We start from the raw sequence: 24,282 nt of genomic DNA, 5'->3' as shown, positions 1-24,282 counted from the left end.
TGCTACAAGCGAAGCAAGGCCCCCTCTCCCCTTGTGGGGTGAGGTGATGCTGCTTGCGAGCCATTGGCTCGCGCATCGCCGAACGCCATCGCGCTATGCGCGATGGCCGGGGGCGGAGGCGGGACAGGCGCAAAGCGCCAGGGAGAGGGGACGCCTCAGTCCCGCATCTCCTCCAGCTCCATCCCCTTGGTCTCGCGCACCGACGTCAGCACGAACACCAGCGAACCCAGCGCGAACAGCGCATACAGCCCATAGGCGAACGACAGCCCGATCTCGGCCAGCGACGGAAAGCTGCTGGTGATCACGAAGTTGGCGATCCACTGCGCCGAAGCAGCCACCGCCAGCGCAATCGCGCGGATGCGGTTGGGGAACATCTCGCCCAGCAGCACCCACACCATCGGCCCCCAGCTCAGGCCGAAGAACACCACATAGGCGTTGGCGGCGACCAGCGCGACCATGCCCCACGGCTCGGGCAGGCTGAGTGCGGCGCCACTGCCGGTCGCCTGCGAGAAACACCACGCCATCAGCGCCAGCGTCACCGCCATGCCGGCCGAGCCGATCGTCAGCAGCGGCTTGCGCCCGATCCGGTCGACCAGCGCGATGGCGATCAGCGTCACCAGCACGTTCACCACCGAGGTGACGACCGTGATCGTGAACGAGTCGGCCTCGCTGAAGCCGACCGAATGCCACAGCGTGGACGAGTAATAGAAGATCACGTTGATGCCGACGAACTGCTGGAACACCGACAGCGCAATGCCTATCCACACCACCGGCAGCAAGCCGGCGCGCGGGCCGCGCAGGTCTTTCAGGGTCGGACGGTATTCCGAGCGCAGGCTGTGCTGGATGTCGGCGACCTTCTGGTCGAGCGCGGCCTCACTGTTGAGGCCCAGCACCTGCCGCAACACGTCGCGCGCTTCGCGCGGTCGGCCGCGGGCCACCAGGTGGCGCGGAGATTCGGGCACGCCCAGCACCAGTGCGCCATAGACCAGCGCCGGCACCACCGCGACCAGGAACATCCAGCGCCATGCATCCAGCCCGAACCACAACCTGGCCGCTGCGCCACCGGCGATGCCGGCAAGCCACGCATCGCTGAGCAGCGCCATGAAGATGCCGAGCACGATCGCCAGTTGTTGCAGCGAGCCCAGTCGCCCGCGCACCGCCGCCGGCGAAACCTCGGCGATGTAGGTCGGTGCAATCACCGATGCCACGCCGACGCCGATGCCGCCGACCACGCGCCAGAACACCAGGTCCCACACGCCGATCACCAGGCCCGAACCCAATGCACTGATCGCCAGCAGGAACGCAGCCACCTGCATCGTCCGCACGCGACCGAAGCGGTCGGCCAACGGGCCTGCATACCAGGCGCCCAGCGCCGACCCCAGCAGCGCGCAGGACACGGCGAAACCGGTCTGCGCCGCGCCCAGGCCGAAACCGCCGCGGATGGCATCGACGGCACCGTTGATGACCGCGGTGTCGAAACCGAACAGGAAGCCACCCAAAGCAGCGGCAGCGGAAATCAGGACTACGCGTGCGGTGACGTGTTGCTGCTCGGATTCGGCAATGGCGCTCATTCGTATCCCCGGGGCCGCCTGGCAGCGGCATCCGGGCGATTCTGCGCGAGCAGCGAGCGGACTGTCCTTGAATACGTATGCAGCGGCCTCTCCCGCAGAGGCTGCCACCTACCCGTCACTCCCGCGTAGCCTCCTGCGCCGTGATTCCCGCGAAGCCCTCTGGCACCGTCATTCCCGCGAAGGCGGGAACCCAGTGACGTTGACTCCATCACCCTGCGAGCGAAGTCACTGGGTCCCCGCCTTCGCGGGGATGACGGTCTGCAACCGCCGCCGAGGAGGCTCCTGCGCCGCAGGAAACGATGGTTACGACTTCAGGCGAACCCGTCCGTTGCCCGCACCAGCGCATCCACATTCTCGGCCTCGAACGCCGAGTGCCCCGACGCCGGCGTGATAACCAGCTCGCCCTTCGGCCAGGCCTTCTTCAGGTCCCACGCATTGGCGACCGGGCAGACCACGTCGTAGCGCCCGTGCACCACCACGCCGGGAATGTCGGCGATGCGGTGCGCGTCGCGCAGTAGCTGGTCATCGACCTGGAAGAAGCCACTGTTGACGAAGTAATGGTTCTCGATGCGCGCGAACGCGAGCGCGAACTGCGGATCCTCGTGGCTGGCGGCGAAATCCGGATCGACATGCAGGAAGCTGGTCGCCCCTTCCCACACGCTCCACGCCTTGGCCGCAGCCAGGCGCGTGGCCTCGTCGGACGAGGTCAGTCGGCGATGGAAAGCGCTGATCAGGTCGTGGCGCTCGACCACCGGGATCGCCGCCAGGTAGTGCTCCCATGCATCCGGGAACAGTCGCGAGGCGCCTTCCTGGTAGAACCACTCCAGCTCCCAGCGACGCAGCATGAAGATGCCGCGCAGTACCAGCTCGGTCACGCGCTCGGGATGGGTCTGCGCATAGGCCAGTGCCAGCGTCGAACCCCACGAGCCGCCGAACACCTGCCACTTGTCGATGCCCAGCTTGCCGCGCAGCTTCTCGATGTCGGCAACGAGGTCCCAGGTGGTGTTGTCGACCAGGTCGGCGTGCGGCGTCGAACGGCCGCTGCCGCGCTGGTCGAACAGCACGATGCGGTACTTGGCCGGGTCGTGGAAGCGCCGCATCTTCGGGCTGCAGCCCGCGCCGGGACCGCCGTGCAGCAGCACCACCGGCTTGCCGTCCGGGTTGCCGCACTGCTCGAAGTAGAGCGCATGGCGGCCGTCGACCTGCAGGGTGCCGCTGTCGAAGGGTTCGATCTCGGGATAGAGCGTGCGCATCGGGGCCTCGCGTGAGGGAAAAATTCGAAGTGGGCAATTCTAGGCTGTAGGAGCGAGCTTGCTCGCGAAGGCGTTTCCATTGCGGCAGCGTTCGTTCGCGAGCAAGCTCGCTCCTACAGGGGCCATTGCCCCAGGGTCACGCGATCGCGCTGTTCCCAGTCGGTCGCGGTCTCGACCTGTTCGAAGCCCGCAGTGGCCATCAGCTTGCGCACCGCTCCGCCCTGCTCCCAACCGTGCTCGATCAGCAACCAACCGCCCGGCTGCAGGCAGGCCGGCGAATCGGCAACGATGCGACGTATCGCATCCAGACCGTCGCGCCCCGACGCCAGCGCGGAGCGCGGCTCGAATCGCAGGTCGCCCTGCTGCAGGTGGACATCGTCGTCGGCGATATAGGGCGGATTGCTGGCGATCAGTTCGAAACGCTCACCTGCCAGTGGCGCCAGCCAGTCGCCATGGCGGAACTCGATACGCGCCAGGCCGAGCATGCGCGCGTTCTCGCGCGCTACCGACAGCGCCTGTTCGCTGACATCGACCGCCACCACCTGCGCCTGCGGACGCTCGTGTGCCAGCGCCAGCGCGATCGCGCCGGTGCCGGTGCCCAGGTCGGCGATCCGCAGCGGCCGACCGGGCGGCAGGCGATCGAGCGCCAGCTCGACCAGCCGTTCGGTTTCCGCGCGGGGGATCAGCGTCGCCGGGGTGACCTGCAGGTCGAATCGCCAGAAACCGCGCCGGCCCAACAGGTAGGCGACCGGCTCGCCGGCCTCCCGTCGCGCCAGCAGGCGCTCGAACTCGGCCACGCGGTCGGGCGCGGGCGCCTCCTCTCCGTGGATGTACAACCAGGTCTGCGACACCCCCAAGGCATGGGCGAGCAACCTCTCCGCCTCGCCCCGGGCCTCGTCGCCCGGGAGCCGGCCGGCAGCATCGGCCAGCAGCCGGGCCACGCTGGGACGCCCTGCCGGGCCGCCTGAATGGGGAGGTCTGCTCATGCCGGCATTGTCGCGTGCAGCAGCGGCCAGCGCGAGCCAGTCCGCCTTGACGCTGGCGGAAACATCCGCACCTCAGGATGGATAAGCGCCGCCTATCCGCCGGAGCTCCCATAGGCAACGCCTATTAAATCAATTCCATCAATCAACTTGATGGATTAACGCGCGATCCCTAATCTTTGCCCATCGCTTCCACCCACCCCGCATAAGGAATCCCCTGATGTCGCTGATCAACACCCAAGTTCTTCCGTTCAAGGCCACTGCCTACAAGAACGGCGAGTTCGTCGAAGTCACCGACGCCACCCTGAAGGGCAAGTGGTCCGTGGTGTTCTTCTACCCGGCCGACTTCACCTTCGTCTGCCCGACCGAGCTGGGCGACCTGGCCGACAACTACGCGCAGTTCCAGAAGCTGGGCGTGGAGATCTACGGCGTGTCGACCGACACCCACTTCACCCACAAGGCCTGGCACGACACCTCCGACACGATCAAGAAGATCCAGTACCCGCTGATCGGCGACCCGACCGGCGTCATCACCCGCAACTTCGGCGTGATGATCGAAGAAGCCGGCCTGGCCGACCGCGGCACCTTCGTGATCGACCCGGACGGCAAGGTCCAGATCGTCGAGATCAACGCCGGTGGCATTGGCCGTGACGCTTCCGAGCTGCTGCGCAAGGTCAAGGCTGCCCAGTACGTCGCCGCCCACCCGGGCGAGGTCTGCCCGGCCAAGTGGCACGAGGGCGAGAAGACCCTGAAGCCGTCGCTGGACCTGGTCGGCAAGATCTAAAGCCGTTCCGAATAGCCCCTCTCCCGCTTGCGGGAGAGGGGTTGGGGTGAGGGCCAGGCGCCCGCCCCACCGGTCCGCCCCCGCGGACCCCGGCCGGCCAGATGCCCGCCAGTTTTCCTTTTTGGATGTCGCGACGTTCGGGCAGTTCTCCCTCCCTCCCTGCCCGGGCGCTCGCGGCGTTCATCTCCGAACAAACGATGGAGCCGTCCCCCATGTTGGATGCCGATCTCAAGACCCAGTTGCAGGCGTACCTGGAAAAGGTCACGCAGCCGATCGAGCTGGTCGCTTCGCTCGATGACGGCGACAAGTCGCGCGAGCTCGAGGCCCTGCTGCAGGACGTCGCCTCGCTGTCGGACAGGATTTCCTATGCGCGCCGCGATGACGATGCGCGCAGGCCCTCGTTCGCGATCAACCGCCTTGGCACCGATGTCGGCGTGCGCTTCGCCGGCATTCCGATGGGCCACGAGTTCACCTCCCTCGTGCTGGCCCTGCTGCAGGTCGGCGGCCACCCGTCGAAGGCTGCGCCGGAGCTGCTCGAGCAGGTCCGCGATCTCGAAGGCGAGTACGTGTTCGAGACCTTCATGTCGCTCTCGTGCCAGAGCTGCCCGGACACGGTGCAGGCGCTGAACCTGATGAGCGTGATCAACCCCAACATCCGCCACGTCGCCATCGATGGCGCGCTCTACCAGGACGAGGTCGAGCAGCGCCAGGTGATGTCGGTGCCGACCGTGTTCCTCAACGGCCAGCCGTTCGACCAGGGCCGCATGACCATCGAGCAGGTCCTGGCCAAGCTCGACACCGGCGCTTCGCAGCGCGATGCCGAGAAGGTCAGTGCCAAGGCGCCGTTCGACGTGCTCGTCGTCGGCGGTGGCCCGGCCGGCGCGGCCGCAGCCATCTACGCCGCCCGCAAAGGCATCCGTACCGGCATCGCCGGCGAGCGTTTCGGCGGCCAGGTGCTCGACACCATGGCGATCGAGAACTTCATCTCCGTCACCTACACCGAGGGCCCGAAGCTGGCCAGCGCGCTGGAGCAGCACGTGCGCGAGTACGACGTCGACATCATGAACCTGCAGCGCGCGAGCAGGCTGGTCCCGGCCAGCGAGCCGGGCGGCCTGATCGAAGTGCAGCTCGAGAACGGCGCGTCGCTGAAGTCGCGCAGCGTGGTGCTGGCCACCGGCGCGCGCTGGCGGCAGATGAACGTGCCCGGCGAAGAGCAATACCGCAACAAGGGCGTGGCCTATTGCCCGCACTGCGACGGCCCGTTGTTCAAGGGCAAGCGCGTGGCGGTGATCGGCGGCGGCAACTCCGGCGTCGAGGCCGCGATCGACCTGGCCGGCATCGTCAGCCACGTCACCCTGATCGAGTTCGACAACCAGCTGCGTGCCGACGATGTCCTGCAGCGCAAGCTGCGCAGCCTGGCCAATGTCACCGTGATCACCAGCGGCCAGACCACCGAAGTGCTCGGTGATGGCCAGAAGGTCAACGGCCTGGTCTACAAGGACCGCGTCGGCGGCGACTCGCACCGGGTCGAACTGGAAGGCGTGTTCGTGCAGATCGGCCTGTTGCCCAACAGCGAGTGGCTCAAGGGCACGGTGGCGCTGTCGCCGCGTGGCGAGATCGAGGTCGATGCCTTTGGCCGCACGTCGATTCCGGGCGTGTTTGCCGCCGGCGACGTCACGACCGTGCCGTACAAGCAGATCGTGATCGCGATGGGTGAAGGTTCGAAGGCCGCGTTGAGCGCGTTCGACCATCTGATCCGCACCAGTGCGCCGGCGGAGAGCACGGCTGCGGCAGTAGCGGCCTGAGCTTGAGATAACCGTCATTCCCGCGAAGGCGGGAACCCAGCGACGTCGCTCTTGCTGCAAACAAAGTCGCCGGGTCCCCACCTTCGCGGGGATGACGAGTTGGTTGAGGTGACGGGTTGGTTGATGAGTCAGTAGGGTCTGGTTTCGCTGGACCGTTGTAGATCACAAGGCACCGCCACAACACCCAAGCCGTCCGTCGCTCCGCAAGCCGTGTTGGAGAAACACTCTTGAACCTGCGCGACCTCAAGTACCTGGTAGCCCTCGCCGATCACAAGCATTTCGGCCGCGCCGCCGCGGCCAGCTTCGTCAGCCAGCCGACGCTGTCGACCCAGATCAGGAAACTCGAGGACGAACTCGGTGTCGCCCTGGTCGAACGCGCGCCGCGACGGGTGATGCTCACCCCGGTCGGGCGCGAAGTCGCCGAGCGTGCGCGCAAGGTCATCGCCGATGTCGAGCAGATGGCCGAGATCGCGCGGCGCAGCCAGGACCCTGAGGCCGGCACGGTCCGCCTGGGGCTGTTTCCGACGCTGGGCCCTTATCTGCTCCCGCACGTGGTGGCACCGCTGCGCCAGCGCTTCCCGCGCCTGGAGCTGCTGCTGGTCGAAGAAAAGACCGACCAGATCCTGGCGCGCCTGCGCGACGGCCGCCTCGATGCCGGCCTGCTCGCATTGCCCATCCACGACGACCAGTTGCACGTGGAAGTGCTGTTCGACGAACCGTTCCTGCTGGCCGTGCCGCAGCAGCACCCGATGGCCGACCAGGATTCGCTCGACATCAACGACCTCGACAACCAGCACCTGCTCCTGCTCGAGGAAGGGCATTGCCTGCGCGACCAGGCGCTGGACGTGTGCCACATGGCCGGTGCCGGCGAACGCGACGGCTTCCGCGCCACCAGCCTGGAAACGCTGCGGCAGATGGTCGCCGCCGGCGTCGGCATCACCCTGCTGCCGATGCTGGCCGTGCAACCTCCGGTGCCGGTCTCGTCCGACATCCACCTGCTGAGTTTCCGCGGCGAAGCGCCGCACCGGCAGATCGCCATGGTCTGGCGTCGCAGCTCGGCGATGGGCGATTTCCTGATGCAGCTGGCCGGCGAGTTCCGCAAGCTGCCGGCGTCGTTGCTGGTGCCGCCGAAGGTGCAAGCCGCGCAACCGCTGCCTTTGTAGGAGCGAGCTTGCTCGCGATCCACGTCGCCGGGGCTGACACGCCTGGTCGCGAGCGAGCTCGCTCCTACAAAAGGCCAGGCGCTTATTCCAGCCCGGTCTGGCCCAGGCGATAGCGCGTGAGCACCGTTCCGGCCGCAAGCATCGTGGTGATAAGCAGTGTCGATACCACGTGCACGCGCGGATTGCTCGACAGCGCACATGCCACCATCAGCCCGATTCCCGTCACCTGCACCAGCCGGAACGGGATCAGCAGTGGTCGCAGCCCCATCAGCGGTTCGATGACGATGCCCCACGCCGCAGCCACGATCAGCATTCCGAAGAAGACCTTGCGGGCGTCGTAATAGTGCTTCCTGACGTCGATGGTGCCGTCGATCAGCTCGGGCAGGAAGGCGTGACTGGCGATGCATAGCGTGGCCGGCCCCAGCAGGACGAAGGCGAATTCGCCGTAGGTCCAGTCCCGCTCCGCCCGCATCGCCCAGAACGACCACCACATCTGGATGTGCAGGGCGATCAGCAAGCCGATCCAGACGCTGTGCAGCCAATAGGGAGAGACCCGCCGGCGGATCTGGACCATGTTGCCGATGCCGGCAAACAGCTGGGTCATGCCCAGGCCGAGCACCAGCGACACCATCACCGACAGGTAATTGAATGCGTCCATCCTGCGCGTCCCGGCTGCCAGGCCGCAGTCAGGCTACTTTCGCCGCGTGTGGCGGCCGTGAATCCGCTGCGAGAGGGGCTTCAGCCCCGAGGAGGCCAGGCTGTCAGGGCTGAAGCCCCTCCCACAGGGTTTCAGTAGCGCAGCAACGCGTGCAGCGGCACGCCAGCCGGCCAGCGTGCCCGGCCCTGCAACGACTCCAGTTCAATCAGGACACTGGCACCGACCAGCTGCGCGCCCAGCTTGAGCACGAGTTCCCAGGCTGCCGCCAGCGTGCCGCCGGTGGCCAGTACGTCGTCGACGATCAGGGTCCGTTCGCCCGGCCGCAGCGCGTCGTTGCGCGCCTGCAGCCGGTCGCTGCCGTACTCGAGCTGGTAGGCGACCTCGACCAGCGGCGGCGGCAGCTTGCCCGGCTTGCGCAGGGGCACGAAGCCGGCGTGCAGCTTCTGCGCCAGCGCCGCACCGAAGATGAAGCCGCGCGACTCGATCCCGCACACCGCCTGCACCTGACTGCCCTGCCAGGGTTCGGCCAGCGCATCGATGCAGCGGGCGAAGCCGCCGGCATCGGCGAGCAGCGGGGTGACATCGCGGAACACCACGCCCGGCTTGGGGAAGTCGGCGACTTCGCGGATCAGGGATTGGAAGGAGGACATGGCAAGGCGCGGACAGGGGGCGGACCAAGATAGCCCATCCTTCAAGCCGTCATTCCGATGGCCAGTCATCCCGTAACCCGCCATCCCGTAACCCGTCAATCCCGTAACCCGTCAATCCCGTAACCCGTCAATCCCGTAACCCGTCATTCCCGTAACCGGTCCCCCCCGTAACCCGTCATTCCCGCGAAGGCGGGAACCCAGCGACTTGCGCTCCTGTTGACTGGTGCCTACCGGTCACAGCGAACGACGCTGGGTTCCCGCCTTCGCGGGAATGACGTGCTAAAGGCGCGGGAATGACGGGCTAAAGGCCTTCAGGCCGGCAGCAGGCCCGGCGGAAGATCGGAGGCTTCCTCTCCGTCCTCTTCCGGCGGCGGCTGGTTCAGCGGCAGCGCCGCCACAATCTCGCTGGCCTCGGGCCAGACCACATCCGGCACGCACACCTGGATCGTGCCGAACAGGGGCAATTCGCCCATTCCACCCAGCAGCGCCTCGCCCTTGAGGAACACCGGGATCTCCTGGGCTTCCAGGGCATGACGCACCAGGTGCGCGTCGATCAGGTTGGCGGCTTCGTAGACGACTTTCATGGCGGGGGATCCACGGTGAGGCTGTGGATGAGAATACGCCCGCGCCTTTGAATGGGGGCATGGAACGAAGACGGGAAGCCGTGGGATGGGGGGCTCAAGCGCTGCTGGCCTGGATCCCGGCGTTCGCCGGGATGACGGGCTAAACTTCCCGGTCTTCCCCGCCCGTGCGATCCCGAATGTCCGCTACGTCCCACGCCAACGCCCACACCGCCGCCCCGACCGCCGACGATGCCCTGGCATCCACCAGGCAGGACTTCATCCGGCAGATCGTTCGTGAGGACGTGGCCAGCGGCAAGCACCAGGCGATCAAGACCCGCTTCCCGCCCGAGCCCAACGGCTACCTGCACATCGGCCATGCCAAGGCGATCTGCCTGGACTTCGGCATTGCCCGCGAGTTCGGCGGCGAGTGCAACCTGCGCCTGGACGACACCAACCCGGTCAAGGAAGACCCGGAATACGTCCGCGCCATCCAGGAAGACGTGCACTGGCTCGGTTTCCAGTGGCACGACCTGCGCCACGCCTCCGACTACTTCGAGGTGATCTACCGCGCCGCCGAGAAGCTGGTGCGCCAGGGCGATGCCTTCGTCTGCGACCTGTCTGCCGACGAGGTGCGCGCTTACCGCGGCACGCTGACCGAACCGGGCCGCAACTCGCCCTACCGTGACCGCAGCGTCGAGGAGAACCTCGACCTGCTGCGCCGCATGCGCGCCGGCGAATTCCCCGACGGCGCACGCACGCTGCGCGCGAAGATCGACATGGCCGCCGGCAACATGAACCTGCGCGACCCGGCGCTGTACCGCATCAAGCACGTCGAGCACCAGAACACCGGCACCGACTGGCCGATCTACCCGATGTACGACTTCGCCCACTCGCTCAGCGACGCGGTCGAGGGCATCACCCATTCGCTGTGCACGCTGGAGTTCGAAGACCACCGCCCGCTCTACGACTGGTGCGTGGACAAGGTCGACCTGGCCAATTCTAAGGAGCTGGTGCAGCCGCTGCTCGACAAGGGCCTGCCGTTCGAGGCCAGCAAGCCGCGCCAGATCGAATTCTCGCGCCTGAACTTCAACTACCTGGTGATGAGCAAGCGCAAGCTGATGGCGCTGGTGCAGGCCGGGCTGGTGGACGGTTGGGACGACCCGCGCATGCCGACCCTGCAGGGCATCCGCCGCCGCGGCTACACGCCGTCGGCGCTGCGCCTGATGGTCGACCGCGTCGGCATCAGCAAGCAGAACTCGCTGCTCGACATCTCCATCCTCGAAGGCGCCCTGCGCGACGACCTCGACGCCAGCGCGCCGCGGCGCATGGCGGTGATCGACCCGCTCAAGCTGGTGATCACCAACCTGGCAGCCGGCCACGAGGAATCGCTGACGTTCCCGAACCATCCCAAGGACGAGAGCGCCGGCGTGCGCACCATGCCGTTCTCCAACGAGTTGTGGATCGAGCGCGAGGACTTCGAGGAAGTGCCGCCGAAGGGCTTCAAGCGCCTGACCACGGGCGGCGAAGTGCGACTGCGGGGCGCCGGCATCTTCCGTTGCGACGAGGTGATCAAGGACGGCGACAACGTCGTCGAGATCCGCGGCGTGCTCGATCCCGAATCGCGTCCCGGCATGGCCGGCGCCGACCGCAAGATCAAGGGCACGATCCACTGGGTCAGCGCGCGCCACGCGGTTGCTGCTGAGATCCGTCTGTACGACCGCCTCTTCAACGTCGCCGATCCGGACGACGACGAGGGCACCGGCAAGACCTACACCGACCACCTCAACCCGGATTCGCGCCGCACCGTCACCGGCTATGTCGAGCCGGCAGCGGCTGTGGCAAGTCCGGAGCAGTCGTTCCAGTTCGAGCGCATCGGCTACTTCGTCGCCGACCGCCACGACCACCGCAGCGACGCACCCGTGTTCAACCGCAGCGTCACCTTGCGTGACACCTGGACCACGAAATCCTGAGGAGAAGGCCATGCGTCGCCTGTCGTCGTCGCTACTGATCGCCCTGCTTCTGGTGCTGTGCGCGTGCGCCGCGCCGCCTGCTGAATCCGCACGGGCGACGGCGCCGCAGGCCGCTGCTACGCCCGCCACGCCGTCAACGCCCACGCCTGCTGCAAGCCCCGCTCCCGCGCAGTCGGTCGCCGTGCCGGCGGCCATCAGGATCGACCGCAGCTGCCGCAGCGACAATGACTGCGCCATCAAGGACGTCGGCAACTGCTGCGGCGCGATGCCGGCCTGCGTCAACGTCAACAGTCCGACCGATCCGCAGGGCGTCCAAGACGCATGCGCCAAGAGTGGCCGCATGGGCGTGTGCGGTTTCAAGGCGATCGAGAGCTGCCAGTGCGTTCAGGGGCAATGCAAGGAACACGCCTCTGCTCTCGAACAAGGCCCGGAGCAGGTGCGCTGATGCTGTACGCGCAGGTGCACCTGACCCTGCCGGCGTGGGTGCACGAGGCGGTGGACACCAGCCGTGCCTACGCCGGCGATGAAGCCAAGGTGGCTCTGGCCATCGAGCTGTCGCGTCGAAACATCGAGGCCGGCAGTGGCGGCCCGTTCGGCGCGGCGGTATTCGGTCCCGACGACCGCATCGTCTCCATCGGCGTCAACCGCGTGCTGCCGCATACCTGTTCGCTGGCGCATGCCGAGACCATGGCCTACATGCTGGCGCAGCAACGCACGCAACGTGCACGCCTCAACGAGGATGCCAGCGGCCAGCGCATCGGCCCGATCACGCTGGCCACGTCCTCGCAGCCGTGCTGCCAGTGCTACGGCGCCACCGTGTGGGCCGGCATCGACCGCCTGCTGATCGGCGCGCGCAGCGACGACGTCGAGGAGCTGACCGAGTTCGACGAAGGCCCGCTGCCGGCCGACTGGGCCGGTGAACTCGAGCGTCGCGGAATACAGGTCGTGCGCGACATCCACCGCGATGACGCGCGCGCGGTGCTGCGCGCCTACGGCGAATCCGGCGGCGAGCGCTACTGAGTGAGCACAGACGCCCCCATCGCCGACGCACTCCTGTGCTACTGCCGCCCCGGCTTCGAACCGGAGCTGGCCGCCGAGCTGAGCGAGCGCGCGGCGCTGCTCGACCTGCCCGGCTATGCGCGCACGCAGCGCAACCAGGCCTACGTCGAGTTCCTCGGCACCGATGCGGTGGCGCTGTCGCGGGCGTTGCCGTACGACGATCTGATCTTCGCCCGGCAGAAGCTGTTGCGGCTGGCCGATCTGCAGGGGCTCGACCCGAGCGACCGGATCACGCCGATCGTCAATGCACTGCATGCGGCCTACCCCGATGGCAGGCCGTCGGCCTATGGCGACGTGTGGGTCGAGCATCCCGATTCCGACGAGGCCAAGCCGCTGGCGGGCTTGGCGCGCAGCTTCGGCAATGCGCTGCGACCGGCGTTGCGCAAGGCCGGCTGGCTGACCCGCATCGACGACCCGCGGCGGCCGCGCCTGCACGTGATCTTCCTCGCCGGCGACCACACCATGCTCGCGCAGGCAAGCCCGCGCGACGGCTCGCCGTGGCCACTGGGCATCCCGCGCCTGCGCATGCACGCCGATGCGCCCAGCCGTTCGGCGCTGAAACTCGAAGAAGCCCTGCTCACCCTGGTCCACGAGCACGAGCGCGAGACCCTGTTCCGCGACAACATGCGCGCCGCCGATCTCGGTGCGGCACCCGGCGGCTGGAGCTGGGTGATGATGCGCCAGGGCCTGCGCGTGATCTCGATCGACAACGGACCGCTGCGCCCGCACCTGCTAGACAGTGGTCGCGTCGAGCACCTGCGCGCCGACGGCTTCCAGTGGCAACCGAAGGGACCGCTGGACTGGATGGTCTGCGACATGGTCGAACAGCCGCGCCGCGTCGCCGAGCGCATGGCGACCTGGATCCGTGAGGGCTGGTGCAGGCACACCATCTTCAACCTGAAGTTGCCGATGAAGAAACGCTGGGAAGAAACCCGCCTGTGCCTGGAGCTGTTCGAGCGCCAGGCGGAAAAGCCGCTGACGATCCGCGCGCGCCAGCTCTATCACGACCGCGAGGAAATCACGGTTTTCGCGACGCCGCAATGATGCGTTCCGCTAGGCACGAGATGGCAAAGTGCGCGTGCGGACCCAGCTGAAGCGTCGGAAAGGAGAGGGTGGCAGGCGAGCTAGAGCCCGGCAGCGTGACGCCAGAATGCGTGAGTCAGCGGCGGCAGGCGCCCGACCATGCCCAGCAGCGGCCCGCGCACCAATGTAGGCACCATTGCATCGTTCGAGAACAGACGGTTGATGCCGTCGAACGCGTAGGCCGACACCGCATTGGCACTTCGCTGTTGACGCGCCCATCGTGCCAGCCGCTGCGGCGAACCCGGGTCGATGCCGCGTTGGTGCGCGTTCGCCACGACGGCGCGCAGCGTCGTCACGTCGCGCAGGCCGAGATTGACGCCCTGTCCGGCCAGCGGGTGCACGGCATGCGCCGCATCGCCGATCACCGCCAGGCGCCCGGCGGCCTGACTCTGCGCAAGCTGCAGGCGCAAGGGAAACGCCGCCCGCCTCGACACGCTGACCAGTGCGCCCAGGCGCCCGGCGAATGCCGCCTCCAGTTCGCCCAGGAACGCGCCCGGTTCGGCCTGCAGCAGTCGCGCTGCCTCGTCATCGGGCAGCGTCCACACGATCGAGCTGGTGTACTCGTCGCTGGCGAACGGCAGGAATGCCAGTGGCCCGGTCGGCAGGAACCGTTGCCAGCAGGTCGCCTGGTGCGGCAGCTCGCTGCGGACGAAGGCGACCACGCCGCGCTGACCGTAGTCATGGCGCGGCGCATCGATACCGGCCAGGGCGCGTAACTTCGATTCGGCACCGTCGGCCGCCACGACCAGCCGTGCGCGCAACGACAGCCCGCTGTGCAACTGCACGCTTGCACCCTGCTCGTCCTGTTCGAACGCAGTGACCGCGTCGGGGCAATGCAACTGCACGCCCGCGGCCGGCAACGCCTTCCACAGGCGATCGACCAGCAAGGCATGTTCGACGATCCAGCCCAGCTCGCGCCGGCCGAACGCATCGGCATCGAAGGCGAGCTCGCCACCGCCTGCCGCATCCCACACGCGCATCGCGCGATACGGCTGCGCGCGCGCATCGCGCACGCCGGACCAGGCGCCCAGGTCATCGAGCAGCGCGGCATTGTCCGGCGCGAAGGCATACACGCGCAGGTCGATGGCATCCGAATCGGTCGCCTCCGGCCGCCACGCCGGCGGTTCGCGCGCTTCGACCAGGGCCACTCGCAGGCCGTCGCGGGCAAAGGCAAGCGCCGCGGCGGCGCCGACGACGCCGGCACCGACCACGATCACGTCGAGACCACCACGGCGGCTCATGGCGACATCTCCCGGAACAGCGCGCTTCTACAGAGCTCGGGCACGTCGCCGCGATAGCCCATCGCACCGCCCACCAGGAACGACTGCGCCGAGGGCAAACGGTCCACCGCGAACAGCCCGAGGCTGCGCAGCGGCCGCAGCAGTCGCGCCTTGTTGGAGCTCAACCGGGCCAGGCCGTCGGAGAATCCGGTGGTGCGCTCGCGATCCTCGCGGCGGCGTTCGACATATGACGCGAGCAGCGCGGGCGCACCGCAATCGGCGCCAAGGTCGGCGCGGCGTGCGTGCTCGATGAGCTCGGCCAGGGTAAGTGCATCGCGCAGCCCGAGATTGAATCCCTGCGCGCCGATCGGATGGATGGTCTGGGCTGCATTGCCCATCAGCACCGCGCGCGCGGCGACGGTGCGCTGCGCCAGCACCCGGATCGCCGCATGCGAGCTGCGTGGACCACAGCCGAGAAAGCGTCCCGCGCGCCAGCCGAATGCCTCCTGCGCACGCGCCAGGAAGCCGGCCTCGTCGAGTGCCGCGACATCGGCTGCGTGCTCGCTGGCAACGGCATGGATCAGGCCGTAATGGCGGTCGCCACGCGGCAACAGCGCCGTCGGGCCTTCATCGCCGAGCCGCTCGTAGGCGGTGCCGTCGGGTGGCCGTGCCGCGCGCACCCGGGTGACGAACAGGGTCTGGCAATAATCGTGCTCGTCAACGCCGATGCCGAGCGCGTCGCGCACGCCGCTGCGGGTGCCGTCGGCGGCGACCAGCAACTGCGCCTGCAGCACGCGCTCGCCGCCACCGCTGGCAGTGCTGCCGTCTGCGACGCGCACTGCGCAGGCCGCACCGTCCGTCGACGCCAGGCCGAGGAAACGCATCGGCCGATAGTGGGTCAGCCGCGTCAGTTCCGCCAGCCGCGCTTCCAGCGCCTCGCCGAAATCGCGCGCCACCACCACCCGGCCAAACTCGCTGCGACCGTAACGCCGGGCCTCCAGCAGGCTGCGGCCGAAATCGCCGCGGCGGCTGATGTGGATGCGCTCGATCGCACCGCTGGGCGCGCGCAGCTTCTGCAGCACGCCCAGGGCCGTCAGTGCATTGACCGTGGCTTCGGCAAAACTCAGATTGCGCTCATCGAACACGGCCGGCAGCGCACCGGCAGGGGCGGCTTCGACCAGGCCGACGTCCAGGCCGATACGCTCGAGCGCGATCGCCAGGCTGGCGCCGACCAGGCCGCCGCCGACGATGAGGACATCGTGAAGATCGGGCCGGCTTCGACCGGACAAACCGGCCGCGGCGGAAGATTCTGGGGGCGGGGAATTGGGGGGCAAAACAGGCATTGCGTTATGCTAGCGGTTCCTGAAGGCCGTTACCTTCCAAAGAATCGACCACGATGAATCGTCCTGCATCCGAGAAATTGTTCGCACCCGGCCCGCTGGTCCTCGCCGGCATGATCGTGGTCGCCGCGCTCACCCGCCTGCTGCCGCACCCGCCGAACTTCTCGCCGGTCGAAGCCATGGCCCTGTTTGGCGGTGCGTATTTCGCCTCCAGGCGCTGGGCATTCTTCGTGCCGCTGGCCGGCATGTTCATCTCCGACATCGCGCTGGCCGCTATCAACGGCGGCCTGTATTCGACCTGGTTCGGCAGCGCCGGCATCTGGGTGGTCTATCTGTGCGTGGCCCTCACCACGGCGCTGGGCCTGAACCTGCGCGGCCGTGTCAGCGGTTCGCGCGTGCTCGGCTACTCGCTGGTCGGCTCGGTGCTGTTCTTCGTCGTCACCAATTTCGCCTCCTGGGCATTCCAGGTGACCCCGACCTACCCGATGACCGCTGCCGGCCTCGGCGCGGCCTTCGTCGCCGGCATCCCGTTCTTCCAGTGGACCGTGCTGGGCACGCTGTTCTACGCCGCGCTGCTGTTCGGTGGCTTCGCCCTGCTGCGCCAGCGCGTGCCGGCGCTGCGGATGCAGACGGTCTGAGCGGCGGTCCGCGCTAACCGTGGGCAACCGCCTCAGCAAGATCTACACCCGCACCGGCGACGACGGCACGACCGGCCTGGGTGACGGCAGCCGCGTCGCCAAGGATTCGGCGCGCGTGGCGGCCTACGGCACGGTCGACGAGGCCAACTCCTGCATCGGCCTGGTGCTGGCGGCGGACGTGCCCGACGACATCCGTTCGTTGCTGACGACAGTGCAGCACCAGATGTTTGACCTCGGCGGCGAGCTGTGCATCCCTGGCCACGCCGCCATCTTCGATGCCGACATCGACCGACTCGAGCAGCAGCTCGATGCCTTCAACGAGCCGTTGCCGCCGCTGAAGGATTTCATCCTGCCCGGCGGTGGCGAAGCCGCGGCGCGTTGCCACATCGCGCGCACCGTCGTGCGCCGCGCCGAGCGCGAAACCGTGGCGTTGTCGCGGCTGGAACCGGTGCGGGCCGAAGCAATCCGCTATCTCAACCGCCTGTCCGACCTGCTGTTCGTGCTTTCGCGTGTGCTGGCCCGTGCCAGCGGCCACGGCGAAGTGCTGTGGAACCACGAGCGCCGCAAGGCCTGAGCACGCAGCGGCGGAGCGGCTGACATGCGCGTCTACAGCCACACGGCCTGCACATTCCACGATCCCGGCCCGGGCCATGCCGAGCGGCCGCTGCGGCTGGTCGCGGTGACCGAAGCGCTGCGCGAGAACTTCCCCGGACTGGACTGGCAGGAAGCGCCGCGGGCAAGCCGCGGGCAACTGCTGCGCGTCCACGACGACACATTGCTGGCGCTGGTGCTCGACACCGCGGTCGATGGTCCGATGGCGCTCGATCCGGACACGGTGCTGGCGCCAGGCTCGGCCGAAGCCGCGCTGCGCGCGGCAGGTGCGGGCATCGCCGCTGTCGACGCGGTGATGCACGGCGAAGTGCGGCGCGCGTTCTGCGCGGTGCGACCTCCCGGTCACCACGCCACGCCGACGGTGGCCATGGGCTTCTGTCTGTTCAACAACATCGCCGTTGCCGCCGCGCATGCCTGCGACAAGCACGGGCTGGCGCGCGTGGCCGTGGTCGATTTCGACGTGCACCACGGCAACGGCACCCAGGCGATCTTCGATACCGACCCGCGGGTGATGTACCTGAGTTCGCACCAGATGCCGCTGTACCCCGACACCGGCTACGCCAACGAACGCGGCGTCGGCAACATCGTCAACGCACCGTTGCCGCCGACCGGTGGCAGCGACGCGTTCCGCCGCGCCTGGCGGGAGCAGCTGCTGCCGGCCCTGGATTCGTTCCGTCCGCAGATGCTCTTCATTTCCGCCGGCTTCGACGGACACAAGCGCGACCCGTTGGCGCAGCTGGAGCTGGAGACCGACGACTACGCCTGGATCACCCGCGAACTGGCGGTCGTCGCCGACCGCCATGGCAACGGCAGGATCGTGTCGATGCTCGAAGGCGGCTACGACCTGTCGGCGTTGCGCGAATGCAGCGTGGCGCACGTGGGCGCGCTGCTCGACGGCCAACTGTAGGAGCGAGCTTGCTCGCGATCAGGCCTTTCCGCGGCGGGAACGTCTGGTCGCGAGCAAGCTCGCTCCTACGTCCACAATCGCCGGGACGCAGGCGCCTGCCACCTGTCTTGACGCGGAAATGAACAAGGTTGTGGGCAAGATGCCGCTCGCGTTGCCCGCTTGCAGTGGATACGGCAAGCTAGCGACCCGTTTCCCCACGCCAAGCGACGGTTCCCGAGTGCGCCAATCCCTACGCCTGCTTCCGTTGTCGCTGTGCATCGCGCTGGCCCTGCCCGCGCACGCCGCCGACGGCGACGGCGACGAGGAGGATTGGGGCCTGTGCCCGATCGTGGACGCGGTGCCGTCCTTCGATGACGCGCCCGCGCCGATGGGAAACATGGCCACGCGTGGCCAGGAACCGACCGACATCGACGGTGGCCAGCTCGAGCGCTCGGCCAACGAGCAGGACATCGTCGTCCAGGACAACGTCAAGCTCAATCGCGGCGACCAGTTCCTCGGTACCGACAAGCTCAGCTACAACGAGGAAACCGGCAAGTACAGCGCGATTGGCCACGTCCGCTACCAGGACTCGGGCATGCGGGTCACCGCCGCGCGAGCCGAGGGCGACCAGACCGCCGACAAGCACCGCATCGAGGACGTCCAGTACCAGCTGACCCAGCGCCGCGGCAACGGCGGCGCCGACCGCATCGACCTCGATGGCGCCAAGGGCAGCCTGATCGGTTCGACCTATTCCACCTGCGCGCCCGACCAGCGCGCCTGGGAACTTCGCGCGCACCGGATCGACATCGACACTGCCGAAGGCGTGGGCGTTGCCCGCAACGCGACGATCCGCATCGGCAAGGTGCCGGTGATGTACGTGCCGTGGTTCATGTTCCCGGTCGACGAGCGCCGACGCACCGGCCTGCTGTATCCGCAGCTTTCGCTGTCTGGACGCAATGGTTTCGACTGGAAACAGCCGATCTACCTCAACCTTGCCCCAAACTACGACGCCACGCTCTATCCGCGCTACATGAGCGACCGCGGCAGCCTGTTGGGCACCGAGTTCCGCTGGCTGTACCCCAACGGCAGGGGCGAGGTCTACGGCACCTGGATGCCGCACGACGACCTGCCCGGCAACGAACCCGAGCGCTACCTCAACGACCTTAGCGGCAGGGCAATCCAGGGCGCCACGCTGCCGGAAGACAATCGCGGCCAGTTCGCGTTGACTGCTACCCACAACCTCAACCGGACCTGGTACGCCAACACCAACCTGGGCTGGGTCAGCGACACGCATTACTTCGAGGATTTCAGCAGCAGCCTGTACGGAATCTCGAACTATTCGATCCGCAGCAACGCGGGCCTGTACGGACGCGGCCGCTACTGGAATGCGCAGCTGATGGCCGACCACTACCAGCTGGCCGACTACACCCTTACCGATGCCAGCCTGGCGTTCGACCGCCTGCCGCGCGCCTATGCGCATTGGGCGCAGCCGGTTGTCGGAAACTGGCTGCAGGCGGGCGTGGACACCGAACTGGTGCGCTTCGACCACACCGAGTTCCTCGGCGGCTCGCGCTTCGACGTAAAGCCCTACATCGTCATGCCGCTGGAAGGCGCCAGCTGGTTTATCCGGCCCAAACTGGCCTGGCGCTATACCGCCTACCAGATGGACGGAACCGGCGACGAACGCGCCGCCGAATTCGTCAGGCGCTACGGCGGGACCGCCCCCGACCTCAGTGACAGCAACCAGACCCGCAGCGTACCGATCACCTCGGTCGATGCCGGCCTGTACTTCGACCGCAACACCACCATCCGTGGCGACAGCTACCTCAACACGCTGGAGCCGCGGATCTACTACCTGAACGTGCCCTACCGCGACCAGTCCGGCCTGTCGATCTACGACACCGGCGCGACCACGTTCAGCTGGGGGCAGCTGTTCCGCGACAACCGCTATACCGGCGCCGACCGCCAGGCCGACGCAAACCAGCTCACCGCCGCCCTCACCACGCGCCTGATCAGCGAGGAAACCGGCCAGGAACGGCTGGCGGCGAGCCTGGGCCAGATCTTCTACTTCGACGACAGCCGGGTCGCCCTGCCCAACGAGGCGCCGATCGAGCAGGGCAAGTCGGCCTGGATCGCCGACGCCAGCGTCAGCCCGAGCGACCGCTGGACGCTGTCAGGCACCTACATGTGGAACCCGAAGTACCGCGCCGAGGACATGACCAGCTTCCGCGCCCGCTATATCTTCGACAACAACGGCGTGGTCAACTTCGGCTACCGCTACCGGCGCAACGCCGGCTTCCGCCCGGGGATCGACCCGCCCGAGAGCCAGGACCTGCTCGAACAGGCCGATTTTTCGTTCCTGTACCCGATCAACCGCACCTGGAGCGTGGTCGGCCGCTACTACTACTCGATCCTCGACAAGAAGCAACTTGAGGCGATCGCCGGTGTCCAATGGGAGAGCTGCTGCCTTGCCGCCCGTCTGGTGGGCCGCCGCTACCTGCGCAATCGTGATGGTGAACTGGATACCCGGATCATGTTCGAGTTTGAACTCAAAGGCCTGGGCTCGGCCGGGCAGAACGTAGAGCGCGCCCTGCGCCGTGGTATCCTCGGTTACAACCGCGATGACCTCTATCTCGTGCCGCCCAGCTCCGCGGAGCGCCTGAACAACGGCGGCGGCCAAGTCGAATCAACTCCCGACCCGACCCTATGAAGAAACTACTCGCGTCCGCCCTTGCCGTCGCGGTGCTCTCCGGCACCCTGCCGCTGGCGACCGCCACGGCCCAGGAGCCTGCCGGCTCGGTCCAGCCCATCGACGGCATCGCTGCCGTGGTCGACGAGGACGTGATCCTCAAGACCGAGGTCGATCGCGCCGTCACCAACATCCTCGGCCAGTACACCGGCCGCGAGAACCAGCTGCCGCCGCGCGACGTACTTGAGCGCCAGGTGCTCGAGCGCCTGGTCCTGGTCAAGCTGCAGGTTGCCCGCGCAGCGAGCACCGGCGTGCGGGTCACCGACCAGGAAGTCGACCAGGCCATCGCCGGCATCGCCCAGCAGAACCGGGTCAGCCCCGAGCAGTTGCGCCAGCAGCTGGCGCGCGAGGGCACCTCCTACACCGATTTTCGCAGCTCGATCCGCGACGAACTGCTGATCCAGCGCCTGCGCCAGCGCTTTGCGCAGAGCCGCGTCACGGTCAGCGACTCGGAGATCGACGCCGCCATGGCCGCCCAGGCCAACAGTGGCAGCCAGTACCACCTGGCCCACATCCTGGTGCAGTTGCCCGAAGGCGCCACTGCCGAGCAGATCGCCGTCGCGCAGAAGAAGATCGAGGGCGTGAAGGCCCTGATCGACAAGGGCGAGATGGACTTCTCTGCGGCCGCGGTGCGTTACTCCGACAGCCCCAACGCGCTGGAAGGCGGCGACCTGGGCTGGCGCAGCGTCGACGAGATCCCGCAGGCCTTCGCGACGCTGATGCGCAGCATGAGCGTCGGTGAGGTCACGGCGCCGATCCGCGGCCCCAGCGGCTTCCAGCTGGTCAAGCTGGTCGAGACCCGCGACGCCTCGCAGGCCGCTCCGGCGATGGTCACCCAGTACCAGGCCCGCCATATCCTGATCCGCGTCAACGAGCAGACCGACGACGCCAAGGCCAAGGCCAAGGCAATGACCCTGCAGGCCCGTCTGGCCGGCGGCGCCGACTTCGCGCTGCTGGCGCAGGAGAACTCCGATGACCCGAGCTCGCGCGGCAAGGGCGGCGAGCTGGGCTGGTTCACGCGCGACGAATTCGGTCCCGACTTCGGCGCGGCCATCGCCGGGCTGCAGCAGGGCCAGGTGTCGGCACCCGTCCGCACGCAGGCTGGCTGGCACCTGGTCAAGCTGGAGGGTACGCGCGAGTCCGATGTGGGCGACCGCAACCGTCGCGCCCAGGTCCAGGAAACCATCGGCCGTCGCAAGCTCGAGGACGAGTGGAACCGCTACCTGCGCGAGATGCGCGGCGAAGCCTTCGTCGACGTCCGCGTCGGCAAGGCCGCCGAGCCCGCTACCCCGGCCGCGGCGCCCGCCAGCGGCAGCTGAGTGATCCCGGGATGACCCCCGGGAACAACCATGCCCGGCTCGCCCTGGTGCCGGGCGAACCGGCGGGCGTGGGCCCTGAGTTGTGCGTGCGGCTGGCCCAGCGCCCGCGCGACTATTCCCTGACCGCCTTCGCCGACGCACGCAGCCTGCAGGCCGCCGCGGCGACGCTCGGCCTGCCGCTGCAATTGCTGACACCCGGGCAGCCGGCGATCGGGCCCGGCGAGCTGGCCCTGGTCGAGGTTGCCAATGCTGTTGCACCGGCGTTCGGCCATCCCGACCCGCGCAATGCGCAGGCGGTGATCAGTGCCCTGCTGCAGGCCGCGCAGGGCTGTCTCGATGGCTCATACGACGGCGTGGTCACCGGCCCGGTGCACAAGGCGGTGATCAACGAAGGCGGCATCGCCTACACCGGCACCACCGAACTGCTCGCGCAGCAGGCCGGGCGCGAGGTGGTGATGATGCTGGCCAACGACATCGTCCGTGTCGCACTGGTGACCACCCACCTGCCGCTGCGCGCGGTCGCCGATGCCATCACCGCGCAGGCATTGACCCACACCCTGCTGACCACCCACGCGGCACTGCGCAACGACTTCGGCATCGCCGAGCCGGTGATCGCAGTGCTGGGCCTGAACCCGCATGCCGGCGAAGCCGGCCACCTCGGCCGCGAGGAGCTGGACATCATCGAACCCGCCATCGCCGCGCTGCGCGCGCAGGGCCTGCGCCTGGTCGGCCCGTTGCCCGCCGACACGGCCTTCCTGCCGGCCAAGCTGCTCGGCTTCGACGCGGTGGTGGCGATGTACCACGACCAGGGCCTGCCGGTGCTGAAGTACAGCGGCTTCGAGCACGCGGTGAACCTCACCCTCGGCCTGCCCTACCCGCGCGTGGCAGTCGACCACGGCACGGCGCTGGAACTGGCGGGCCAGGGCGTGGCCGACCCTTCGAGCCTGTTCGCCGCCGCAGACACCTGTGCCCGCATTGCCCGCTTCCGGCGCAGCGCTCCGGTCATGGGCACATCCTCAACGAGCGCGACCGCATGAGCACCCGCCACTTCACCGAGCCGGCAAAGAAGCACCTCGGCCAGCATTTCCTGCACGATCGCCGGATCATCGACATGATCGTGCAGGCAGTCGACCCCAGGCCGGGCGATCGCTTGGTCGAGATCGGCCCCGGCCAGGGCGCGATCACTTTCCCGTTGCTCGATCGCCATGGCGAGCTGACGGTAATCGAGTTCGACCGCGACCTGATCTTCCCGCTGACCGATGCCGCACGCGCGCACGGCACGCTGGAGGTGATCCACCGCGACGTGCTCAGCGTCGATTTCAGCGTGATCGCGCGCAACAGCGGCGCCGGCGATGGCCAGACCGGTGACGGAAAGATCCGCCTGGTCGGCAACCTTCCCTACAACCTGTCCTCGCCGATCCTGTTCCATGCACTGGACCATGCCGCGGCCATCCGCGACATGGTTTTCATGCTGCAGAAGGAAGTCGTCGACCGCATGGCCGCCGGACCGGGCAGCAAGGTCTATGGACGCCTGGGCGTGATGCTGCAGGCCTATTGCCACGTGACCCCGCTGTTCGACGTCCCGCCGGCCGCTTTCAAGCCGCCGCCGAAGGTCGATTCGGCGGTGGTGCGCCTGGTGCCGCGCGCACCGGAAACCATTGGCGTCGCCGATCCGGCGATGTTCACCGCGGTCGTTCGCGATGCGTTCGGACAACGTCGCAAGACCCTGCGCAACGCGCTTTCGAAGCTGTGCGACGCGGCCGCGATCGAGGCCGCCGGCGTGCGCCCGGACGCGCGCGCCGAACAGATCGAGGTCGCCGATTTCGTGCGCCTGGCCAATTCGCTGGCAAAGGCGTAGCCGACGCAACGCAGTGAACGGCCCCTCAACGCGCATCGGCTGGACTTCGGCCGCGCGGCTCCCGGCGCCTGCCTTCCACGGCTCGTGCACACAACGTTGACCAATTTTCGACGCCTCG

22 protein-coding genes are annotated in these 24,282 nt (G+C 67.9%); 14 read left to right on the top strand and 8 right to left on the bottom strand.

Going from position 1 to position 24,282, the window contains the following annotated elements:
• Positions 1–155: 155 nt before the first annotated feature.
• From AC3A3X_RS03150 to prmC, 3 genes are all read right to left on the bottom strand, one after another.
• Positions 156–1,571 carry a sugar porter family MFS transporter gene (locus AC3A3X_RS03150; protein WP_487581589.1) on the bottom strand — a complete coding sequence of 472 codons (1,416 nt, stop codon included), beginning with the start codon at positions 1,569–1,571 and terminating at the stop codon, positions 156–158.
• Positions 1,572–1,882: 311 nt separating this feature from the next.
• Positions 1,883–2,824 (bottom strand): prolyl aminopeptidase, encoded by a 942-nt coding sequence (gene pip, locus AC3A3X_RS03145; protein WP_487581588.1) that lies wholly within the window; start codon positions 2,822–2,824, stop codon positions 1,883–1,885.
• 113 nt (positions 2,825–2,937) lie between these two features.
• Positions 2,938–3,810: a peptide chain release factor N(5)-glutamine methyltransferase gene (gene prmC, locus AC3A3X_RS03140; protein WP_487581587.1), complete on the bottom strand. Its 873-nt coding sequence runs from the start codon at positions 3,808–3,810 to the stop codon at positions 2,938–2,940.
• Positions 3,811–4,027: 217 nt separating this feature from the next.
• Here prmC and ahpC point away from each other — a divergent pair, with 217 nt between their 5' ends.
• From ahpC to AC3A3X_RS03125, 3 genes are all read left to right on the top strand, one after another.
• On the top strand, positions 4,028–4,591 hold the full coding sequence (ahpC, locus tag AC3A3X_RS03135) for an alkyl hydroperoxide reductase subunit C (RefSeq protein ID WP_487581586.1): 564 nt from the start codon (positions 4,028–4,030) through the stop codon (positions 4,589–4,591).
• A 212-nt stretch (positions 4,592–4,803) separates the two neighbouring features.
• Entirely contained in the window at positions 4,804–6,396 is a 1,593-nt protein-coding gene (gene ahpF, locus AC3A3X_RS03130; protein ID WP_487581585.1) for an alkyl hydroperoxide reductase subunit F, read from the top strand.
• 227 nt (positions 6,397–6,623) lie between these two features.
• Positions 6,624–7,559: a LysR substrate-binding domain-containing protein gene (locus tag AC3A3X_RS03125; RefSeq protein WP_487581584.1), complete on the top strand. Its 936-nt coding sequence runs from the start codon at positions 6,624–6,626 to the stop codon at positions 7,557–7,559.
• Between the two features lie 82 nt (positions 7,560–7,641).
• Here the strand turns inward: AC3A3X_RS03125 and AC3A3X_RS03120 are convergent, their stop codons facing one another.
• The 3 genes from AC3A3X_RS03120 to AC3A3X_RS03110 form a co-directional block, all read right to left on the bottom strand.
• Positions 7,642–8,217 (bottom strand): hypothetical protein, encoded by a 576-nt coding sequence (locus AC3A3X_RS03120; RefSeq protein WP_487581583.1) that lies wholly within the window; start codon positions 8,215–8,217, stop codon positions 7,642–7,644.
• Positions 8,218–8,348: 131 nt separating this feature from the next.
• Positions 8,349–8,867 carry an adenine phosphoribosyltransferase gene (locus AC3A3X_RS03115; RefSeq protein ID WP_487581582.1) on the bottom strand — a complete coding sequence of 173 codons (519 nt, stop codon included), beginning with the start codon at positions 8,865–8,867 and terminating at the stop codon, positions 8,349–8,351.
• A 311-nt stretch (positions 8,868–9,178) separates the two neighbouring features.
• Complete coding sequence (locus tag AC3A3X_RS03110) at positions 9,179–9,451, bottom strand: putative signal transducing protein (protein ID WP_487581581.1); 273 nt, start codon at positions 9,449–9,451, stop codon at positions 9,179–9,181.
• Positions 9,452–9,627: 176 nt separating this feature from the next.
• Between AC3A3X_RS03110 and AC3A3X_RS03105 the strand changes: the two genes are divergently transcribed.
• The 4 genes from AC3A3X_RS03105 to rlmM are packed head-to-tail and all read left to right on the top strand — an operon-like array spanning position 9,628 to position 13,503.
• The gene (locus tag AC3A3X_RS03105; protein WP_487581580.1) at positions 9,628–11,400 is read left to right on the top strand and encodes a glutamine--tRNA ligase/YqeY domain fusion protein; all 1,773 of its coding nucleotides are present in this window, start codon (positions 9,628–9,630) and stop codon (positions 11,398–11,400) included.
• A gap of 10 nt (positions 11,401–11,410) precedes the next feature.
• Entirely contained in the window at positions 11,411–11,845 is a 435-nt protein-coding gene (locus AC3A3X_RS03100; RefSeq protein WP_487581579.1) for a hypothetical protein, read from the top strand.
• Complete coding sequence (locus AC3A3X_RS03095) at positions 11,845–12,420, top strand: nucleoside deaminase (protein ID WP_487581578.1); 576 nt, start codon at positions 11,845–11,847, stop codon at positions 12,418–12,420. The genes AC3A3X_RS03100 and AC3A3X_RS03095 overlap by 1 nt, the downstream gene beginning before the upstream one ends.
• An 18-nt stretch (positions 12,421–12,438) precedes the next feature.
• Positions 12,439–13,503, top strand: a complete 1,065-nt coding sequence (gene rlmM, locus AC3A3X_RS03090) for a 23S rRNA (cytidine(2498)-2'-O)-methyltransferase RlmM (RefSeq protein ID WP_487581630.1) — start codon at positions 12,439–12,441, stop codon at positions 13,501–13,503.
• Positions 13,504–13,583: 80 nt separating this feature from the next.
• On the opposite strand, the gene AC3A3X_RS03085 is transcribed toward rlmM, so the two are convergent.
• Together AC3A3X_RS03085 and ubiH are read right to left on the bottom strand one after the other, a co-directional pair.
• A complete protein-coding gene (locus tag AC3A3X_RS03085; protein ID WP_487581577.1) occupies positions 13,584–14,783 on the bottom strand; it encodes an FAD-dependent oxidoreductase in 1,200 nt (399 codons plus the stop codon).
• A complete protein-coding gene (ubiH, locus tag AC3A3X_RS03080) occupies positions 14,780–16,051 on the bottom strand; it encodes a 2-octaprenyl-6-methoxyphenyl hydroxylase (protein WP_487581576.1) in 1,272 nt (423 codons plus the stop codon). The genes AC3A3X_RS03085 and ubiH overlap by 4 nt, the downstream gene beginning before the upstream one ends.
• Before the next feature lie 107 nt (positions 16,052–16,158).
• On the opposite strand from ubiH, the gene AC3A3X_RS03075 reads away from it, so the two are divergent.
• The 7 genes from AC3A3X_RS03075 (at position 16,159) to rsmA (ending at position 24,164) form a co-directional block, all read left to right on the top strand.
• Positions 16,159–16,740, top strand: coding sequence for a DUF6580 family putative transport protein (locus AC3A3X_RS03075; protein WP_200606602.1), 582 nt, complete (start codon positions 16,159–16,161; stop codon positions 16,738–16,740).
• Between the two features lie 19 nt (positions 16,741–16,759).
• Positions 16,760–17,314, top strand: a complete 555-nt coding sequence (locus AC3A3X_RS03070) for a cob(I)yrinic acid a,c-diamide adenosyltransferase (protein WP_487581575.1) — start codon at positions 16,760–16,762, stop codon at positions 17,312–17,314.
• A 24-nt stretch (positions 17,315–17,338) separates the two neighbouring features.
• Positions 17,339–18,259, top strand: coding sequence for a histone deacetylase family protein (locus AC3A3X_RS03065; protein ID WP_487581574.1), 921 nt, complete (start codon positions 17,339–17,341; stop codon positions 18,257–18,259).
• 217 nt (positions 18,260–18,476) lie between these two features.
• Positions 18,477–20,948 carry an LPS assembly protein LptD gene (gene lptD, locus AC3A3X_RS03060; RefSeq protein WP_487581573.1) on the top strand — a complete coding sequence of 824 codons (2,472 nt, stop codon included), beginning with the start codon at positions 18,477–18,479 and terminating at the stop codon, positions 20,946–20,948.
• A complete protein-coding gene (locus AC3A3X_RS03055) occupies positions 20,945–22,306 on the top strand; it encodes a peptidylprolyl isomerase (RefSeq protein WP_487581572.1) in 1,362 nt (453 codons plus the stop codon). Before lptD ends, AC3A3X_RS03055 begins: the two co-directional genes overlap by 4 nt.
• An 11-nt stretch (positions 22,307–22,317) precedes the next feature.
• Positions 22,318–23,343, top strand: a complete 1,026-nt coding sequence (gene pdxA / locus AC3A3X_RS03050; protein WP_487581571.1) for a 4-hydroxythreonine-4-phosphate dehydrogenase PdxA — start codon at positions 22,318–22,320, stop codon at positions 23,341–23,343.
• Positions 23,340–24,164 carry a 16S rRNA (adenine(1518)-N(6)/adenine(1519)-N(6))-dimethyltransferase RsmA gene (gene rsmA, locus AC3A3X_RS03045; RefSeq protein ID WP_487581570.1) on the top strand — a complete coding sequence of 275 codons (825 nt, stop codon included), beginning with the start codon at positions 23,340–23,342 and terminating at the stop codon, positions 24,162–24,164. Before pdxA ends, rsmA begins: the two co-directional genes overlap by 4 nt.
• Positions 24,165–24,282: the final 118 nt, after the last annotated feature.

Source organism: Lysobacter sp. Soil_N_23 (assembly GCF_057656135.1).
This window is presented reverse-complemented; position numbering and strand designations above follow the sequence as displayed.

What these genes read in the sequence shown, in the direction of transcription:
- AC3A3X_RS03150 (WP_487581589.1), bottom strand. Translation starts at nt 1,571, where the DNA reads ATGAGCGCCATTGCCGAATCCGAGCAGCAACACGTCACCGCACGCGTA.
- pip (WP_487581588.1), bottom strand. Translation starts at nt 2,824, where the DNA reads ATGCGCACGCTCTATCCCGAGATCGAACCCTTCGACAGCGGCACCCTG.
- prmC (WP_487581587.1), bottom strand. Translation starts at nt 3,810, where the DNA reads ATGAGCAGACCTCCCCATTCAGGCGGCCCGGCAGGGCGTCCCAGCGTG.
- ahpC (WP_487581586.1), top strand. Translation starts at nt 4,028, where the DNA reads ATGTCGCTGATCAACACCCAAGTTCTTCCGTTCAAGGCCACTGCCTAC.
- ahpF (WP_487581585.1), top strand. Translation starts at nt 4,804, where the DNA reads ATGTTGGATGCCGATCTCAAGACCCAGTTGCAGGCGTACCTGGAAAAG.
- AC3A3X_RS03120 (WP_487581583.1), bottom strand. Translation starts at nt 8,217, where the DNA reads ATGGACGCATTCAATTACCTGTCGGTGATGGTGTCGCTGGTGCTCGGC.
- AC3A3X_RS03115 (WP_487581582.1), bottom strand. Translation starts at nt 8,867, where the DNA reads ATGTCCTCCTTCCAATCCCTGATCCGCGAAGTCGCCGACTTCCCCAAG.
- AC3A3X_RS03110 (WP_487581581.1), bottom strand. Translation starts at nt 9,451, where the DNA reads ATGAAAGTCGTCTACGAAGCCGCCAACCTGATCGACGCGCACCTGGTG.
- AC3A3X_RS03105 (WP_487581580.1), top strand. Translation starts at nt 9,628, where the DNA reads ATGTCCGCTACGTCCCACGCCAACGCCCACACCGCCGCCCCGACCGCC.
- AC3A3X_RS03100 (WP_487581579.1), top strand. Translation starts at nt 11,411, where the DNA reads ATGCGTCGCCTGTCGTCGTCGCTACTGATCGCCCTGCTTCTGGTGCTG.
- AC3A3X_RS03095 (WP_487581578.1), top strand. Translation starts at nt 11,845, where the DNA reads ATGCTGTACGCGCAGGTGCACCTGACCCTGCCGGCGTGGGTGCACGAG.
- AC3A3X_RS03085 (WP_487581577.1), bottom strand. Translation starts at nt 14,783, where the DNA reads ATGAGCCGCCGTGGTGGTCTCGACGTGATCGTGGTCGGTGCCGGCGTC.
- AC3A3X_RS03075 (WP_200606602.1), top strand. Translation starts at nt 16,159, where the DNA reads ATGAATCGTCCTGCATCCGAGAAATTGTTCGCACCCGGCCCGCTGGTC.
- AC3A3X_RS03065 (WP_487581574.1), top strand. Translation starts at nt 17,339, where the DNA reads ATGCGCGTCTACAGCCACACGGCCTGCACATTCCACGATCCCGGCCCG.
- AC3A3X_RS03055 (WP_487581572.1), top strand. Translation starts at nt 20,945, where the DNA reads ATGAAGAAACTACTCGCGTCCGCCCTTGCCGTCGCGGTGCTCTCCGGC.
- pdxA (WP_487581571.1), top strand. Translation starts at nt 22,318, where the DNA reads ATGACCCCCGGGAACAACCATGCCCGGCTCGCCCTGGTGCCGGGCGAA.
- rsmA (WP_487581570.1), top strand. Translation starts at nt 23,340, where the DNA reads ATGAGCACCCGCCACTTCACCGAGCCGGCAAAGAAGCACCTCGGCCAG.